At 66.8% G+C, this 16,643-nt stretch carries 14 protein-coding genes; 13 read left to right on the top strand and 1 reads right to left on the bottom strand.

Going from position 1 to position 16,643, the window contains the following annotated elements; translation table 11 throughout:
* Positions 1-75 precede the first annotated feature (75 nt).
* Positions 76-1,239, bottom strand: a complete 1,164-nt coding sequence (locus AC3FKG_RS03235; protein ID WP_488742394.1) for a porin — start codon at positions 1,237-1,239, stop codon at positions 76-78.
* A 354-nt stretch (positions 1,240-1,593) separates the two neighbouring features.
* Between AC3FKG_RS03235 and coq7 the strand changes: the two genes are divergently transcribed.
* The 13 genes from coq7 (at position 1,594) to AC3FKG_RS03170 (ending at position 16,632) form a co-directional block, all read left to right on the top strand.
* The gene (gene coq7, locus AC3FKG_RS03230) at positions 1,594-2,217 is read left to right on the top strand and encodes a 2-polyprenyl-3-methyl-6-methoxy-1,4-benzoquinone monooxygenase (protein WP_488742393.1); all 624 of its coding nucleotides are present in this window, start codon (positions 1,594-1,596) and stop codon (positions 2,215-2,217) included.
* Between the two features lie 414 nt (positions 2,218-2,631).
* A complete protein-coding gene (gene mraZ, locus AC3FKG_RS03225) occupies positions 2,632-3,060 on the top strand; it encodes a division/cell wall cluster transcriptional repressor MraZ (RefSeq protein WP_483709435.1) in 429 nt (142 codons plus the stop codon).
* A 7-nt stretch (positions 3,061-3,067) separates the two neighbouring features.
* On the top strand, positions 3,068-4,066 hold the full coding sequence (gene rsmH / locus AC3FKG_RS03220) for a 16S rRNA (cytosine(1402)-N(4))-methyltransferase RsmH (protein WP_483730452.1): 999 nt from the start codon (positions 3,068-3,070) through the stop codon (positions 4,064-4,066).
* Complete coding sequence (gene ftsL / locus AC3FKG_RS03215) at positions 4,063-4,392, top strand: cell division protein FtsL (protein WP_488742392.1); 330 nt, start codon at positions 4,063-4,065, stop codon at positions 4,390-4,392. The genes rsmH and ftsL overlap by 4 nt, the downstream gene beginning before the upstream one ends.
* The gene (locus AC3FKG_RS03210; RefSeq protein WP_483709432.1) at positions 4,389-6,191 is read left to right on the top strand and encodes a peptidoglycan D,D-transpeptidase FtsI family protein; all 1,803 of its coding nucleotides are present in this window, start codon (positions 4,389-4,391) and stop codon (positions 6,189-6,191) included. The genes ftsL and AC3FKG_RS03210 overlap by 4 nt, the downstream gene beginning before the upstream one ends.
* On the top strand, positions 6,188-7,750 hold the full coding sequence (locus AC3FKG_RS03205) for a UDP-N-acetylmuramoyl-L-alanyl-D-glutamate--2,6-diaminopimelate ligase (RefSeq protein ID WP_488742416.1): 1,563 nt from the start codon (positions 6,188-6,190) through the stop codon (positions 7,748-7,750). Before AC3FKG_RS03210 ends, AC3FKG_RS03205 begins: the two co-directional genes overlap by 4 nt.
* Positions 7,747-9,147 carry a UDP-N-acetylmuramoyl-tripeptide--D-alanyl-D-alanine ligase gene (locus AC3FKG_RS03200; RefSeq protein WP_488742391.1) on the top strand — a complete coding sequence of 467 codons (1,401 nt, stop codon included), beginning with the start codon at positions 7,747-7,749 and terminating at the stop codon, positions 9,145-9,147. The genes AC3FKG_RS03205 and AC3FKG_RS03200 overlap by 4 nt, the downstream gene beginning before the upstream one ends.
* A 13-nt stretch (positions 9,148-9,160) precedes the next feature.
* A complete protein-coding gene (gene mraY / locus AC3FKG_RS03195) occupies positions 9,161-10,330 on the top strand; it encodes a phospho-N-acetylmuramoyl-pentapeptide-transferase (RefSeq protein WP_483709429.1) in 1,170 nt (389 codons plus the stop codon).
* 58 nt (positions 10,331-10,388) lie between these two features.
* The gene (gene murD, locus AC3FKG_RS03190) at positions 10,389-11,897 is read left to right on the top strand and encodes a UDP-N-acetylmuramoyl-L-alanine--D-glutamate ligase (protein ID WP_488742390.1); all 1,509 of its coding nucleotides are present in this window, start codon (positions 10,389-10,391) and stop codon (positions 11,895-11,897) included.
* Complete coding sequence (ftsW, locus tag AC3FKG_RS03185) at positions 11,894-13,135, top strand: putative lipid II flippase FtsW (RefSeq protein ID WP_483709427.1); 1,242 nt, start codon at positions 11,894-11,896, stop codon at positions 13,133-13,135. The genes murD and ftsW overlap by 4 nt, the downstream gene beginning before the upstream one ends.
* A complete protein-coding gene (gene murG / locus AC3FKG_RS03180) occupies positions 13,132-14,202 on the top strand; it encodes an undecaprenyldiphospho-muramoylpentapeptide beta-N-acetylglucosaminyltransferase (protein WP_488742389.1) in 1,071 nt (356 codons plus the stop codon). The genes ftsW and murG overlap by 4 nt, the downstream gene beginning before the upstream one ends.
* 22 nt (positions 14,203-14,224) lie before the next feature.
* The gene (gene murC, locus AC3FKG_RS03175) at positions 14,225-15,652 is read left to right on the top strand and encodes a UDP-N-acetylmuramate--L-alanine ligase (protein WP_483709424.1); all 1,428 of its coding nucleotides are present in this window, start codon (positions 14,225-14,227) and stop codon (positions 15,650-15,652) included.
* A complete protein-coding gene (locus AC3FKG_RS03170; protein ID WP_483709423.1) occupies positions 15,649-16,632 on the top strand; it encodes a D-alanine--D-alanine ligase in 984 nt (327 codons plus the stop codon). The genes murC and AC3FKG_RS03170 overlap by 4 nt, the downstream gene beginning before the upstream one ends.
* The last annotated feature ends 11 nt before the right edge of the window (positions 16,633-16,643 follow it).

Genomic DNA, 16,643 nt, shown 5'->3' with positions numbered 1-16,643 from the left:
CCTATGCGTCGCCCCACGCACTCATGAAAAAAGGCACCCGAACAGGTGCCTTTGCCATGCCATGGAAGTCCTGGATCAGAACTTGTGGCGGATACCGATGGCGGCGCCGAACATCGAGCTCTGACCATTGGCCAGCGCATAGCTTTGGCCAAGGGAAAGGCTCGTGGCGTACGTAGTGGCCAGGGATTCCATCGTGAGGCCAGCGTTCCTGGCGTAGGCGGTGCTCAGGTAGACATCGGTGCGCTTGGAGAATGCGTAATTCGCAACGAAGGCGATTTGCCACGGGTTGGCAACGTGCGTGTCGCCGAACAGGCTCTTGATGTTGTCGTAGTTGTACTCGAGCGTCAGGCCGACAGAGGGGGTGACTTGGTAGTTGGCGCCGACCCAGAAGAAGTCGTCACGCTGGATCAGCACGTCTGCGTTGTTCTTCTGCTGGCCCCAACGGTAACCGCCCATGATCTTGGCCGGACCCCACGAATAGCTGCCAGCGACCGAAGCCTTCTTGACGGTGCCGTTGCCGGTACCGATGGTCGGATTCCACTGGTCGTAGCCAATGGTTGCGCCGAACGGGCCTTCAAGGTAGGTGACAGCCGCACCGTAGCCGGTATCGCGCCGGAACGCGCCCGGGACTTCACCGTTGCCACCGATCGGCGTTGCCACGCCAACGGTTGCCGGCAAGGCTACGCCCGTGCCGAACGACCAGTGGGCTCCAGCGGTGAACGGGCCGAACTTGCCCGTGTACTTGATGGTGTTGTCCTCGCGGTAGTTCGGACCTTGCTGCAGTACGACCGGCTCGTACTGGGTGGCATAGGCGGTCGGCGAGAAGTTAGCCAGGGCGTCGAACATCGCGACGTACTGGCGACCGAAGGTGAACTGCCCGATGCTGTCGCTTTGCAGACCCACGAAAGACTGGCGACCAAAGAGGCGGCCGCTTTGCTGGAGGCCGCCCGTGTCGCTGCTGAAGCCGCTCTCAAGCACGAACACAGCCTTCAGGCCGGCGCCGAGGTCCTCAGTGCCGCGCAAGCCCCAGCGCGACCCGGACAGGCCGCCAGGATCCATGCGGGTAACGGAATGGGACGGGCCACGATTGAAGCCGTTGGCTGCAGTGGGCACGACGCCAACGTTATTAACGTACTCGATATTGGCGTCCACCACGCCGTACAGCGTCACGCTCGATTGTGCTTGTGCCGCACCAGCAAAGGCACCCAATGCCGCCATCGCGATAAGCGATTTTTTCATGCTCCAGGATCTCCACTAATGATTGTTATGTGGTCAACGGGGAAACCTCCTAAGGTCTCCATTCCCTATTGCCAAACTTCGTAAGAAGTTGCGAAGTACTGTAACAAACAACCCTAAATTCACTATCTGGTGCCAATGCCCTTTGTCTTCTTTTAACAACTCAGGGTTTTTGTGTACTTTTGGGTAAATAGCGAGGCCTGGCATGGGTTGGCGGGAGTTAGAGGCTTGCTACAATGCGGGTAATCCCGATGCTTGCGCCGGTTGTGCGGCGGCATGTTCGCGCTGGCAGTGCGGAAATTTCGGGCCCATTTGCCTGCCTTTCTTTTGATTTCTCTGCTCTATTCGCTTTCCCGCATGGACAACTTCATCCGCGAATTCGACATGGCACTGCGCGCCATCGCCGGCGCCACGCGTTCGGGCCGTTCCAACCCGGCAGACCGGCTGGCGCCGGACGACGGCCAACTCAGTGCGGACGAGCGCCGCCACGTGGCTGGCCTGATGCGCATCAACCATGTTGGCGAGGTCTGCGCGCAGGCCCTGTACCAGGCGCAGAAACTCACCGCGCGCAACGGTGACGTGCGGGCCCAGATGGACGCCGCCGCGCGCGAGGAAGAAGACCACCTCGCCTGGTGCGCCGAACGCCTGCGCGAACTGGACTCGCGGCCGAGCTTGCTGAACCCGCTCTGGTATGCCGGCGCCTTTGCCATCGGCTTCCTGGCCGGACGTGCCGGCGACCGCGTCAGCCTGGGTTTCGTGGCCGAGACCGAGCACCAGGTCGAGCAGCACCTGAGCGGCCACCTTGAACGCCTGCCCGACGCGGACGGCCGCTCGCGCGTCATCCTCGAACAGATGCGCGACGACGAGATCCGCCACGGCGACGCCGCCCGCGCTGCCGGCGGCCTGCCGTTGCCGGCTCCGGTGCGCGCGCTGATGCGCGGTGCTTCGCGCGTGATGACCACGGCCGCCTACCGGATCTGACTCTCAAGAGGAGCCCGACGCCGGCCCCATTTCGGCGGCCAGGTGTGGCGAATGTTGTATCCTTCCCCACGGTCGCGGGCCGGTCTTTCCCGCACCGTCGGCAGTTCCCCCCGCGGTGGTTCTCAGGTGGTTTCTCTGCTTTCCTCCCTAAGATCTTCATTTCATTAAGGATTCGCCTTTGCGTGCGTGTCGGTGTGCGCGCTAAGTCTTTGTTCTGATTCGAGAATCCCGGTTTGTTGCCCTGCAGCGAGCCTTGACCCGCGAAATTGCTTCCTCTAAAGTGGGAAATAGTGTGAGGAAGTGTATTTTTGTGTGAAATTGAGCCCCTCCCGTGGGATGATCCACAGGGTCGGGAACTGAGCGATTCACGCACGTGCCGGCAAGGCAGAAGCCGGTCGGGACCGGGGGGCGAGCTTGTTTCAGGGAGCATCGGCGCTCTCGCTGGATGCCAAGGGGCGGATGTCCATTCCGTCGCGGCACCGGGAAGCGCTGCAACAGCAGGCCGACGGCCGGGTGACGCTGACCAAGCACCCGGACGGCTGCCTGCTGCTGTTTCCCAGGCCCGAGTGGGAAGTTTTCCGGGAACGGATTGCGGCGCTACCGATGGATGCGCACTGGTGGAAGCGCATCTTCCTGGGCAACGCTGCCGACGTGGAGATGGACGGCGCAGGCCGCGTGCTGATTGCACCGGAGCTGCGCGGTGCCGCCATGCTCGACAAGGAAGTCATGCTGCTCGGCATGGGCAGCCATTTCGAAGTCTGGGATGCCGCGACATACGCCGCCAAGGAACAACAGGCGATGGCGCAAGGCATGCCGGAAGCATTGAAGAATTTCTCTTTCTGACAAGGTCATGAGTCCTACCGGATCTCCGGCAACCCCCGCCCTGCGCCATCGCACCGTGCTGCTGGACGAGGCCGTCGAGGCGCTGGTCTGGCGCCCGGACGGCGCCTACGTGGACGGCACCTTCGGCAGGGGAGGGCACAGCCGGGCGGTTCTGGCCCGGCTGGGGCCAGACGGGGCTCTCGTCGCATTCGACAAGGACCCAGCAGCAATCGCAGAAGCGGGCACCATCCAGGATGCCCGCTTCTCCATTGAGCACGAGAGCTTTGCAGCCATGGGCGAGCGCCTGGCCGGGCGTGGCCATGTGGCTGGCGTGCTCCTCGACCTGGGGATCAGCTCGCCCCAGATCGACGAGGCGGCGAGGGGGTTTTCCTTTCGTTTCGAGGGCCCGCTGGACATGCGCATGGACACCACGCGCGGCATCACTGCCGCCCAGTGGCTGGCGCAGGCGGAAGAGCACGACATTGCCAGGGTGATACGAGACTATGGGGAAGAACGGTTTGCTGTACAGATTGCAAAGGCGATTGTTGCTCGCCGGCGCGAACCCGGCGATGGCGGACCTCTCGCCACTACTGCCGACCTTGCCGCGCTCGTGGCGAAAGCCGTCAAAACACGCGAGAAGGGTCAGGACCCTGCGACCCGCACCTTTCAGGCTCTACGGATTCACATCAATCAAGAGCTTGAGGACCTCGAAAGAGGGCTGAAGGCCGCCTATGACCTGCTGCAGGTAGGGGGCCGCCTCGTGGTGATCAGCTTCCATTCGCTGGAGGACCGTATCGTCAAGCGGTTCATGGCGGCGCACGCCCGTCCCCAGCAGGATGCCGATCCGGCGCTGCGCCGCGCGCCGCTGCGCGCGGCCGACCTGCCGCAGCCGACGCTGCGCCTGCTGGGCCGCGTCAAGCCCGGCGCGCAGGAGGTTGCCGACAACCCGCGCGCGCGCTCGGCCGTGATGCGCGTGGCCGAGAAGCTGGCGCCGGCCGTACCGGGCCAGGGAGGTCGGCCGGCATGAATCGCCTGACCTTCTTCCTGCTCGCCGCGCTGATCTTCTGCGCGCTCTCGCTGGTGAGCGCGCAGCACCAGGCGCGCACGCTGTTTGTGGCGATGGAACGCGCACAGTCCGAGGAGAAGCAGCTCGGCGTCGACTGGTCGCGGCTGCAATACCAGCAAAGCGCGCTGGGCAAGAGCGCGCGCATTGCGGAGGCCGCGCGTACCCAGCTGCACATGGCGCCGGTCATGGCGGGCCGGACCCAGTACCTCTCGGGTATCGTGCTGCCGCAGGCGGCGCCGGCACCCGCGGCGGCCGCATCGGCTCCCGCCGGGGAGGAACGTCCATGAACATGCCCCGCAACGGCGCCCCCTCGCGCAACCGCCCGAATAACTCCCGTCCGCGCACCGGCCAGTTCTCGGCCAGCCCCGTGCTGGGCCTGCGCCTGCCGATGTGGCGCTCCAAGTTCGTCGTGTTCCTGATGTTCGCGGCGTTCGTGGCGCTGGCCGTGCGCGCGCTGTGGATCCAGGGCCCGGGCAACCAGTTCTACGAAGCGGAAGGCAAGAAGCGCTTCCAGCGCACGCTCGAGCTGCCCGCCACGCGCGGCAAGATCCTGGACCGCAACGGCCTGGTGCTGGCCACCAGCCTGCCGGTCAAGGCGATCTGGGCGGTGCCCGAAGACGTGCCCAACCAGGTCGAAGCCGCCAAGATCCGCCAGCTCGCGAAGCTGCTCGACATGTCCGAGAAGGACCTGGGGCGCAAGCTGTCGGAAGACAAGAGCTTTGTCTACCTGAAGCGCCAGGTGCAGCCGGACGTGGCGGAGAAGATCGCCGCGCTCAAGATCGAAGGGATCCACCAGACGCGCGAATACAAGCGCTTCTACCCCGAAGGCGAGGCCATGGCGCACATCGTCGGCTTCACCAATGTCGAGGACCGCGGCCAGGAAGGCGTGGAGCTCGCGCGCGAGGCCGGCCTGGCCGGGCGCGCCGGCGCGCGCCAGGTGATCAAGGACCGCCTGGGCCGCGTGGTCGAGGACGTCGGCATCATCAAGACGCCGCGCGACGGCGCCGACATGCAGCTGTCGATCGACGCCAAGATCCAGTACCTGGCCTACAACGAACTGAAGGCGGTGGTCGAGCGCAGCAAGGCCAAGGCCGCCAGCGCGGTGGTGCTCGACGCCCAGACCGGCGAAGTGCTGGCGCTGGCCAACTGGCCGACCTACAACCCCAACGACCGCACCCGGCTGTCGGGCGAGCAACTGCGCAACCGCGTGCTGACCGACACCTTCGAGCCGGGCTCGATGATGAAGCCGATTTCGATCGGCCTGGCCCTGCAGCTCAAGCGCGTGACCCCGTCGACGGTGATCATCACCACCGGCAAGTACAACTTCGAAGGCGCCACCATCAGCGATACCCACAACTACGGCGCGCTGACCGTGGGCGGCGTGATCCAGAAGTCGAGCAATATCGGCACGACCAAGATCGCGATGATGATGAAGCCCCAGGAAATGTGGGACATGTTCACCAGCGTGGGCCTGGGCCAGGCGCCGAAGATCGGCTTCCCGGGCGCCGTGGCGGGTCGCGTGCGGCCGTACAAGAGCTGGCGCCCGATCGAGCAGGCCACCATGTCCTACGGCTACGGCCTGTCGGTGTCGCTGTTCCAGATGGCACATGCCTACACGATCTTCGCCCATGACGGCGAGATCATTCCCGTGTCGATGTTCCGCACCAACGGTCCCGTCACCGGCGAGCGCATCCTGTCGCCGCAGGTTGCCCGCGACGTGCGCGGCATGCTCGAAACCGTGACAGCGCCGGGCGGCACCGCGCCGGAAGCGCAGGTGATGGGCTACCGCGTCGGCGGCAAGACCGGTACCGCGTACAAGCACGAAGGCCGCGGCTACAACCGCAGCAAGTACCGCGCCTCGTTCATCGGCCTGGCGCCGATGTCCAACCCGCGTGTGATCGTGGCCGTCAGCGTGGACGAGCCGACCGCCGGCAGCCACTACGGCGGCGCCGTGGCCGGCCCGGTCTTCGCCGCCATCACCGGCGGCACGCTGCGCGCCCTGAACGTCCAGCCCGATTCGCCGATCCGCCAGCTGGTGGTCAGCGACAAGGTGCAGGAAAGCGAACCGTGGAGCTCGACGCAATGACGGCCAAGCCGCTGCTCCCGCTCGAGATCGCCGCACAGGCCAGCGACGCGCTGGCCTGGCTGCGTACCAAGGTGCCGGCCAATGCGCAGCTGACCGGCGACACGCGCCGGCTGGCGCGCGGCGATGTCTTCTTCGCCTACGTGCTGGGCAATGAACGTTTGTCCACCGACGGCCGCCCGCATATCGCCCAGGCCATCGCCGCCGGCGCTGGCGCCATCGTTTTTGAGGCCGATGGCTACGACTGGACCTTCGGTGACACGGTCCCGCACCTGGCGCTGGAGAACCTGCATCAGCTGGCCGGTCCGATCGCCGCCGGCTGGCACGGCAATCCTGCGCGGGGGCTCGCGGTGACCGGCATGACGGGTACCAACGGCAAGACCTCGTGCAGCCAGTGGCTGGCGCGGGTGCTGCAGGCCACCGGTACGCCGTGCGCGACCATCGGCACGCTCGGCACCGGTTTCCCGGATGCGCTGCAGCCGACCGGCTTCACCACGCCCGACGCCGTGCAACTGCAGGCGAGCCTCGCCAGCCTGCACGATGCCGGCGCACGCGCGGTGGCGATGGAGGTCTCCTCGCACGGACTCGAGCAGGAGCGCGTGGCCGGCACGCATTTCTCGGTGGCGGTCCTGACCAACCTGACTCAGGATCACCTCGACTACCACGGCACCATGGCCGAGTACGAGGCCGCCAAGGCGCGCCTGTTCGGCTGGGACGGCCTGCGCACCGCCGTGATCAATCGTGATGACGGCATGGGCCGTCGGCTGCTGGCTTCCAACGGCGCGGCCATCCGCGCGCCGCACGTGATCGAGTACGGCATCGACGGACCGGCGGGCGCGTCGGTCAGCGGCACGCGCGGTCGCTGGCTGCGTGCCACCGGTGTCCGTGCAACGGCAACCGGCACCGCTTTCCATATCGATGGCAGCTTCGGCAGCGCCGACGTGGCGACGCCGATGATCGGCGCGTTCAATGTCAGCAACCTGCTGGCGGTGCTGGGGGCGGCGCTGGCCAATGGCGTGGCATGGGATGCCGCGCTGGCCGCATTGCGCGCACTCGCGCCGGTGGACGGCCGCATGGAGTTGTTCGGCGCCCACGGCGGCCAGGACAGCCCGCTGGCCGTGGTCGACTACGCGCACACGCCCGACGCGCTTGAAAAGACGCTCGAAGCGTTGCGCCCGGTGGCCCAGGCGCGTAATGGGCGCCTGTGGTGCGTGTTCGGCTGCGGCGGCGACCGCGATCCGATCAAGCGTCCGCTGATGGGTGCGGTGGCGGAACGCCTCGCCGACGAGATCGTACTGACCAGCGACAACCCCCGCAGCGAGGAGCCGCAGGACATCCTCGACGCCATTGCCGACGGCATGGCCGACCGCGCGCGCGGGCGCCAGATCGAAGATCGCGCCGCCGCCATTCTTTATGCAATCAAGCACGCGGCCGGTGCCGACGTGGTGCTGGTGGCCGGCAAGGGCCATGAAGCCACGCAGGAGAGCCATGGCCGCAAGCGGCCGTTCTCGGACCGCGAGCACGTACGCCTGGCCCTCGCCGCGCGGGGGGTATCGGCATGAGCCATCCAGTAATGACCAGTTTGCAGGAAGCCGCCGGCTGGATTGCCGGCGCGCGTGTTTTGGGCGATGGCGCGCAGGGCTTTGCCCGCGTGCACACCGACAGCCGCACGGTCGAGCCGGGCGACCTGTTTGTCGCGCTCAAGGGCGAGCGTTTCGACGCGCACGATTTCATTGCCGACGTGGTCGCGCGCGGCGCTGTCGCCGTGCTGGTGAGCCGCGAGGTCGATGCCGGCGTGCCGGCGATCGTCGCACCCGACACGCGTATCGCGCTCGGCGAACTCGGCGCCGGGTGGCGCCGCCAGTTCACGCTGCCGGCGGTAGCGGTGACGGGCAGCAACGGCAAGACCACGGTCAAGGAAATGATCGCGGCCATCTTCGCCGCGGCCGTGGGCGAAGACCGGCGCCTGGCGACCGGCGGCAACCTGAACAACGACATCGGCCTGCCGCTGACGGTGCTGCGCCTGCGCGCGTCGCACCGTCTCGCCGTGCTCGAACTCGGCATGAACCATCCGGGCGAGACGGTCTACCTGGCCGGCATCGCCCAGCCGACCGTCGCCGTGGTCACGAACGCCCAGCGCGAGCACCAGGAATTCATGGTCAGCGTGGAAGCGGTGGCCCAAGAGCACGCCGCGGCCATTGCCGCGCTGCCCGCCGACGGCGTGGCCGTGTTTCCGCTCGACGACGAAAGCGGTGGCCAGCACGCCGCGGTGTGGCGTAACGCTGCCGGAGCGCGCCGCGTGCTGAGCTTCGGCACCACGCCCCAGGCGGACGTGCATGCCACCGTGGCGCTGGTCGACGGCGTGCAGGTGATGCAGGTCCGCGCGCCGGGCCATGCCTTCGAGGTTCGCCTCGGACTGCTCGGCACGCACAACGTGCGCAATGCACTGGCCGCAACGGCCTGTGCGCTGGCGGCCGGCGTTCAGGTCCCGGCGATCCGGGAAGGCCTCGCGGCGTTCCAGCCTGTCAAGGGCCGCCTGCAGGTCAAGCACACGCCGGGCGGTACCGTGGTCATCGACGACACCTACAACGCCAACCCCGATTCCATGCGCGCCGCCATCGACGTGCTGGCCGGGTTTGCCGCGCCGCGCCTGCTGGTGCTGGGCGACATGGGCGAAGTGGGCGATCAGGGACCGGCCTTCCACACCGAAATCGGCGCCTACGCGCACGCGCGCGGCATCGAGGCGCTGTGGGCGATCGGCGCACTGGCGCCGCACGCCGTGCAGGCATTCGGCGCGCAGGGCAGGCATTTCGGCCGGGCGGAGGATCTCGTCCGGGCGCTGGAGGAAGACGCAGGGGGCATGGTGGCCGGGGCTGGCGCCGTGCTGGTGAAGGGATCGCGCTTTATGCGCATGGAACGGATGGTGGATGCGCTGGTCGCAAACACTTCCGCAAACTAAGTAAGAAGACACGATGTTATTGGCTCTGGCCCAGTGGCTGCAAAACGATTACAGCTTCCTTCGGGTCGTCAACTACCTGACCTTCCGCGCGGTGATGGCCAACCTCACCGCGCTGGTGATCGGCCTGGCGGCCGGTCCGTGGGTCATTCGCAAGCTGACCGAACTGAAGGTCGGCCAGGCCGTGCGCACGATCGGCCCGCAGACCCACCTGGTCAAGTCCGGTACGCCGACCATGGGCGGCGTGCTGGTGCTCGTCTCCATCGCCATCTCGACGCTGCTGTGGTGCGATTGGGGCAACCGCTTTATCTGGGTGGTGATGCTGGTCACCTTCGGCTATGGCGCCATCGGCTGGGTCGACGACTACCGCAAGGTGGTCTATCGCGACCCGCGCGGCATGTCGAGCCGCGAGAAGTTCTTCTGGCAGACGCTGATCGGGCTGGTGGCCGCGGTCTACCTGGCTTTCTCGGTCTCGGAAAGCAGCAACGTTCGCGTCTGGGAACTGTTCCTGAACTGGGTCGAGGGCGGGCTGTCGCTGGACATGCCGTACAAATCCAACCTGATCGTGCCCTTCTTCAAGGAAATCAGCTACCCGCTAGGCGTGGCCGGCTTCATCGTGCTGACGTACCTGGTGATCGTCGGGTCGAGCAATGCGGTCAACCTGACCGATGGCCTGGACGGCCTGGTGATCATGCCGGTCGTGCTGGTCGGCGGCGGCCTGGGCGTGTTTGCCTACGTGATGGGCAGTTCGGTCTACAGCAAGTACCTGCTATTCCCGCATATCCCCGGCGCGGGCGAACTGCTGATCTTCTGCTCGGCACTGGCCGGCGCGGGGCTGGCCTTCCTCTGGTTCAACGCACACCCGGCGCAGGTGTTCATGGGCGACGTCGGCGCGCTGGCGCTGGGCGGCGCGCTTGGCACGGTCGCCGTGATCGTGCGGCAGGAGATCGTGCTGTTCGTGATGGGCGGCATCTTCGTCGTGGAAACCGTGTCGGTGATGCTGCAGGTCACATGGTTCAAGATCACCAAGCGCCGCTATGGCGAAGGGCGAAGGCTGTTCCGCATGGCGCCTCTGCACCACCATTTCGAGCTGAGCGGCTGGAAGGAGACGCAGGTCACCGTGCGCTTCTGGATCATCACCATGCTGCTGGTGCTGATCGGGCTGTCGACGCTGAAGCTGCGCTGATGCGGGCGCGGGTTATTTAGACAACAGGATTACTGAACTCAAAAGGCGGGAATACGAAGTGTTTGGCGAGCTGCAAAAACCTCATGTGCTGGTACTGGGCCTCGGCGAATCGGGGCTGGCCATGGCGCGCTGGTGTGGCCTGAACGGCTGCGCGGTGCGCGTGGCCGACACGCGCGAGGCCCCCGCCAACCTTGTCTTCCTGCAGGCCGAGTTGACGACGGCCGAGTTCGTGGGCGGCGCATTTGCCGAAAGCCTGCTCGACGGCATCGGCATGGTGGCGATCAGCCCGGGCCTGTCGCCGCTCGAGGCCGACACCGGCGCACTCCTGGCTGCCGCGCGTGCGCGTGGCATTCCCGTGTGGGGCGAGATCGAACTGTTCGCGCGCGCGCTGGCGCACCTGCAGGCCGAGTCCGGCTACGCACCGAAGGTGCTGGCGATCACCGGCACCAACGGCAAGACCACCACCACGGCGCTGACCGGCCGGCTGGTCGAGCGGGCGGGCAAAAGCGTGGCGGTGGCGGGCAATATCAGCCCGTCGGCGCTGGACAAGCTGTCGGCCTGCATCGCCTCGGTCACGCTGCCGGACGTGTGGGTGCTGGAGCTGTCGAGCTTCCAGCTCGAAACCACGCACACGCTGGTGCCGCACGCGGCGACCGTGCTCAACGTCACGCAAGACCATCTGGACTGGCATGGCTCGATGGAAGCCTATGCCGCGTCCAAGGCGCGCATCTTCGGCCCGGCCGGCACGGCCTGCGTGCAGGTACTGAACCGCAATGACCGCCTGACCATGGACATGGCCCGTCCGGGCACGGCGCCGGTGACGTTCGGCACCGACCTGCCCGAGACGCCTGGCAGCTTTGGCGTGCTGCGCGAGGGCGGCATGCCCTGGCTGGTACTGGCCGAAACCGATACGGAAGCGGAGGCTGAGAACAAGCCACGCCGCCGCAAGGCCGCCGCCGAGCAGGAAGCCGTGCCGGTGCGCCACAAGCGGCTGATGCCGGCCGATGCACTGCATATCCGCGGCATGCACAACGCCACCAACGCCATGGCGGCGCTGGCGCTGTGCCGTGCCATCGACCTGCCGCTCAACGCGCTGCTGCACGGCCTGCGTGAATACCGCGGCGAGCCGCACCGCGTGGAGTGGGTCGCGACCATCGACGACATCGAGTATTTCGACGACAGCAAGGGCACCAACGTCGGCGCCACGGTGGCCGCGCTGTCGGGCCTGGACAAGCGCGTCGTGCTGATCGCCGGCGGCGAAGGCAAGGGCCAGGATTTCTCGCCGCTGGCCGCGCCGGTGGCGCAGTACGGGCGCGCGGTGGTCTTGATCGGCCGTGCTGCCGGTGAACTGCGCGATGCCCTGCAGGGCAGCGGCGCGTCGCTGGTGGACGCCGACACGCTGGAAGAAGCCGTCAACAAGGCTGCGGAGCTGGCAGAGAGCGGCGATGTCGTGCTGCTGTCGCCGGCGTGCGCGAGCCTGGACATGTTCCGCAACTACGTGCACCGCGCCGAAGTGTTCCGCGCCGCGGTGGAAGAACTGGCCCTGTCGCGGGGGATCATGCCATGAGTGACTCGCAGGTCAAGCGCAGCGGTTTTATCGGCGCCACCATCGGCAACGCCTGGGGTGGCCTGCGTGATGCGGTATCCGGCGTTAAGCCGACCCGCTCGCGCATGATGGAGTACGACCAGCCCCTGCTGTGGGTGGCGATCGTGCTGCTCGCGCTCGGCCTGGTGATGGTCTACTCGGCGTCGATCGCGCTGCCGGACTCGCCGCGCTACGCCAACTATCGCGAAAGCCACTTCCTGGTCCGGCACTTGTTCGCGCTGCTGATCGGGCTGTCGGTGGGACTCGCGGCGTTCCAGATTCCGGTCAAGGTGTGGGACCGCTACGCGCCCAAGCTCTTCATCATCGCGCTCCTGATGCTGGTGGTGGTGCTGGTGCCATTCGTCGGCAAGGGCGTGAACGGCGCGCGCCGCTGGATTCCGCTGGGGATCATGAATTTCCAGCCGTCGGAGCTGATGAAGCTCGCGGTGGTGCTGTACGCGGCCAACTACACCGTGCGCAAGCAGGAATGGATGCAGACCGTGGCCAAGGGCTTCCTGCCGATGGGCGTGGCCGTGGTGGTGGTCGGCATGCTGCTGCTGCTCGAGCCCGACATGGGCGCGTTTCTGGTGATTGCAGCGGTGGCCATGGGCATCCTGTTCCTGGGCGGCATCAACGGCAAGCTGTTCGCGGGGCTGGTCGGCGTGGCGGTCGGCGCGTTCGCGCTGCTGATCACGGCGTCGCCATGGCGGCGCGAACGGATCTTCGCGTACCTGAACCCGTGGGAAGAGAGCAACGCGCTCGGCAAGGCCTACCAGCTCACGCACTCGCTGATCGCCTTCGGGCGCGGGGAGTGGACCGGCGTCGGCCTCGGCGGCAGCATCGAGAAGCTGCACTACCTGCCCGAGGCGCACACCGACTTCATCCTCGCCGTGATCGGCGAGGAATTCGGCTTTGTGGGCGTGCTGGTCGTGATCATCCTGTTCTACTGGCTGGTGCGCCGCGCGTTCGGCATTGGCCGCACCGCGCTGCAGCTCGATCGCACCTTTGCCGGCCTGGTGGCCAAGGGCATCGGCGTGTGGATCGGCTGGCAGACCTTTATCAATATGGGCGTGAACCTAGGCCTGTTGCCGACCAAGGGGCTGACGCTGCCGCTGGTCAGCTATGGCGGCTCGGGCATCCTGATGAATTGCGTCGCGCTGGCGATCCTGCTGCGCATCGACTATGAAAACCGCGTGCTGATGCGTGGAGGGAAGGTATGACGCAGCAGCGCACCCTGCTCGTGATGGCCGGCGGCACCGGGGGACATGTATTCCCGGGGCTGGCGGTCGCGCACGCGCTGCGCGAGCAGGGGTGGAAGGTGGTCTGGCTGGGCAACCGCACGGGCATGGAAGCCACGCTGGTGCCGAAGCACGATATCCCGATGGAGTTCATCCAGTTCGGCGGGTTGCGTGGCAAGGGCCTGGTGACCAAGTTCCTGCTGCCGCTGAACCTGCTGCGCGCGTTCTGGCAAAGCCTCGGCGCGTTGCGTCGCGTGCGGCCGAGCGTGGTGCTGGGCATGGGCGGCTATATCACGTTCCCGGCGGGCATGATGGCCTCGCTGCTCGGGCGCCCGCTGGTGCTGCACGAGCAGAACTCCATCGCCGGCCTCGCCAACAAGGTGCTGGCCAAAGTAGCCGACCGCGTGCTGTGCGCGTTCCCAGACACGCTGCCCGACAGCGAGTGGACCGGCAATCCGGTGCGCGACGAAGTCGCTCATATGGCCGGGCCGGAGGCACGCTATGACCAGCGCACCGGTCCGCTCAACATACTGGTGGTGGGCGGAAGCCTGGGCGCCGCGGCGCTCAACGACGTCGTGCCGAAGGCCATCGCCATGCTGCCTGAAGCGCAGCGTCCGGTGGTCACGCATCAGGCCGGTGCGAAGCAGATCGACACGCTGCGCGCGAACTATGCCGCCGCGCAGGTGTCTGCACAGACCGTGCCTTTTATCGACGACATGGCGAAGGCATATGCCGACGCCGACCTGGTGATCTGCCGCGCGGGCGCGATGACGGTTTCCGAAGTGGCGGCCGCCGGCGTGGCGGCGCTGTTCGTGCCGTTCCCGCATGCGGTGGACGATCACCAGACGACCAATGCGGAATTCCTGGCGAAGCAGGGCGCAGCCCTGCTCGTGCAGCAAAAAGAACTGACGGCGGACGGGCTGGCGCAAACCATCGCCAGCCTGAACCGGCCGCAACTGAAAGACATGGCGCGCCTGGCGCGCGGACTGGCCAAGCCTGAGGCAACCCGGCGCGTAGCCGAGGTATGCAGTCAGATGGCCAGGGACTGAAGCCCATACATGTAGTGACTCAATGAAGCATATCGTCAAGAACATCCACTTCGTAGGCATCGGCGGCGCCGGCATGAGCGGCATCGCGGAGGTCCTGCTGAACCTGGGCTACAAGGTCTCGGGTTCCGACCTGGGCAGCAATGCCGCCACGCGGCGCCTGGCCTCGCTCGGCGCCACGGTCATGCACGGACATGACGCGGCCCATATCGCCGGCGCCAATGCGGTGGTGGTTTCCACCGCCGTGAGCGGCGACAACCCCGAAGTGCTGGCCGCCCGCGCCAGGCGCATCCCGGTGGTGCCGCGCGCCGTGATGCTGGCCGAGCTGATGCGCCTGAAGCAGGGCGTGGCCATTGCCGGCACGCACGGCAAGACCACCACCACGAGCCTGGTGGCATCGGTGCTGGCCGAAGGCGGGCTGGACCCAACCTTCGTGATCGGTGGCCGCCTGAATTCCGCGGGCGCCAACGCGCGCCTGGGCACGGGCGACTTCATCGTGGCCGAGGCGGACGAATCCGACGCATCGTTCCTCAACCTGTTCCCGGTCATCGAGGTCATCACCAATATCGATGCCGACCACATGGACACCTACGGGCACGACTTTGCGCGGCTCAAGCAGGCGTTCATCGAATTCACGCAGCGCCTGCCGTTCTACGGCATCGCAGTGCTGTGCGTGGATGACCCGAACGTGCGCGAGATCCTGCCGTTCGTGTCCAAGCCCGTGGTGCGCTACGGTTTTGCCGAAGATGCGCAGATCCGCGCGGTCAACGCGCGCGCCGTCGACGGCCAGATGCATTTCACGGTGCTGCGCCAGCTCAACGGCCACGCCGAGCCGCCGCTGGACGTGGTGCTGAACCTGCCGGGCCTGCACAACGTGCAGAACGCGCTGGCCGCGATCGCCATCGCCACGGAACTCGAAGTGCCCGACGCCGCCATCGTCAAGGCGCTGCGCGAATTCCACGGCGTCGGCCGCCGCTTCCAGCGCTACGGCGAAGTGGCCACGGCGGACGGCACCGGCACGTTCACGCTGGTCGACGACTACGGCCACCACCCGGTGGAAATGGCCGCCACGCTCGCCGCCGCGCGTGGCGCGTTCCCGGACCGCCGCCTGGTGCTGGCGTTCCAGCCGCACCGGTTCACGCGTACGCGCGATTGCTTCGAGGATTTCGTCAAGGTGCTCGGCACCGTTGACGCGCTGCTGCTGGCCGAGGTCTATGCCGCCGGCGAAGCGCCGATTGTTGCGGCCGACGGCCGCGCGCTGACCCGTGCCCTGCGTGTGGCAGGCAAGGTCGAACCTGTATTCGTGGAGCAGATGGAAGAAATGCCGCAGGCCATCATGAGTGCCGCCCGGCCCGGCGATGTGGTCGTGACCATGGGGGCCGGCTCGATCGGCGCGGTGCCGGGACAAGTGGTCTCGCACCAGCAGCCGCTGCATGCGGGAGGTGCGGCATGAGCTTCGTCGCCAATCCCAAGATCGATCCGAAAGCGCTGGGCAAGGTCGGCGTGCTGTTCGGCGGCCGTTCCGCCGAGCGCGAGATTTCGCTGATGTCCGGCAGCGGCGTGCTGGCCGCGCTGCAATCGCGCGGCGTGGATGCGCATGGCTTTGATCCGGCCAAGCAGGGCGTCGCCGAACTGGCCGCGGCCGGCTTTGACCGCGTCTTTATCGCGCTGCACGGCCGCTACGGCGAAGACGGCACCATGCAAGGCCTGCTGGAACAGCTCGGCGTGCCGTACACCGGCAGCGGCGTGCTGGCTTCGGCGCTGGCCATGGACAAGGAAGCGACCAAGCGCCTGTGGATGACGCATGACCTGCCGACGCCGCGCTTTGCCATGCTGCACGCCGACACCGACTTCAATGCCGTGGTGGCCGACCTGGGGCTGCCGCTGATCGTCAAGCCGGCGCGCGAAGGGTCGTCGATCGGCCTGAGCAAGGTCACCGACGCGTCGCAGATGCGTGAGGCATTCGAGAAGGCGGCCGCGCTGGACAACGACGTTATCGCCGAGACCTTTGTCGACGGGGCCGAGCTGACTTGTCCGCTGGTGGGGGAGGGCGCCACGGCCGAAGCGCTGCCGGTGATCCGCATCGTCGCGCCGGATTCGAACTATGACTATCAAAATAAGTACTTTACTGACGATACCCAATATCTGTGTCCGTCAGGCCTGAGCGCTGAGGTCGAGCGCGAGGTGCAGCAACTGGCGGTGCAGGCCTACCGCGTGCTGGGCTGCCGTGGCTGGGCGCGCGCGGACGTGATGCTGCGCGCAGACGGCAAGCCTTTCCTGCTTGAAATGAATACCTCGCCGGGCATGACCGGCCATTCGCTGGTGCCGATGGCCGCGCGCGCGGCCGGCATCAGCTATGAGGATTTCGTCATGCAGGTGGTGGCCGCCGCAACGCTGGACCTGCATCCGAACGAACACTGGAAACCCGAATAACCCTGGCAATA

It is taken from the genome of Cupriavidus sp. 22TCCZM04-2 (assembly GCF_057798895.1).
This window is presented reverse-complemented; position numbering and strand designations above follow the sequence as displayed.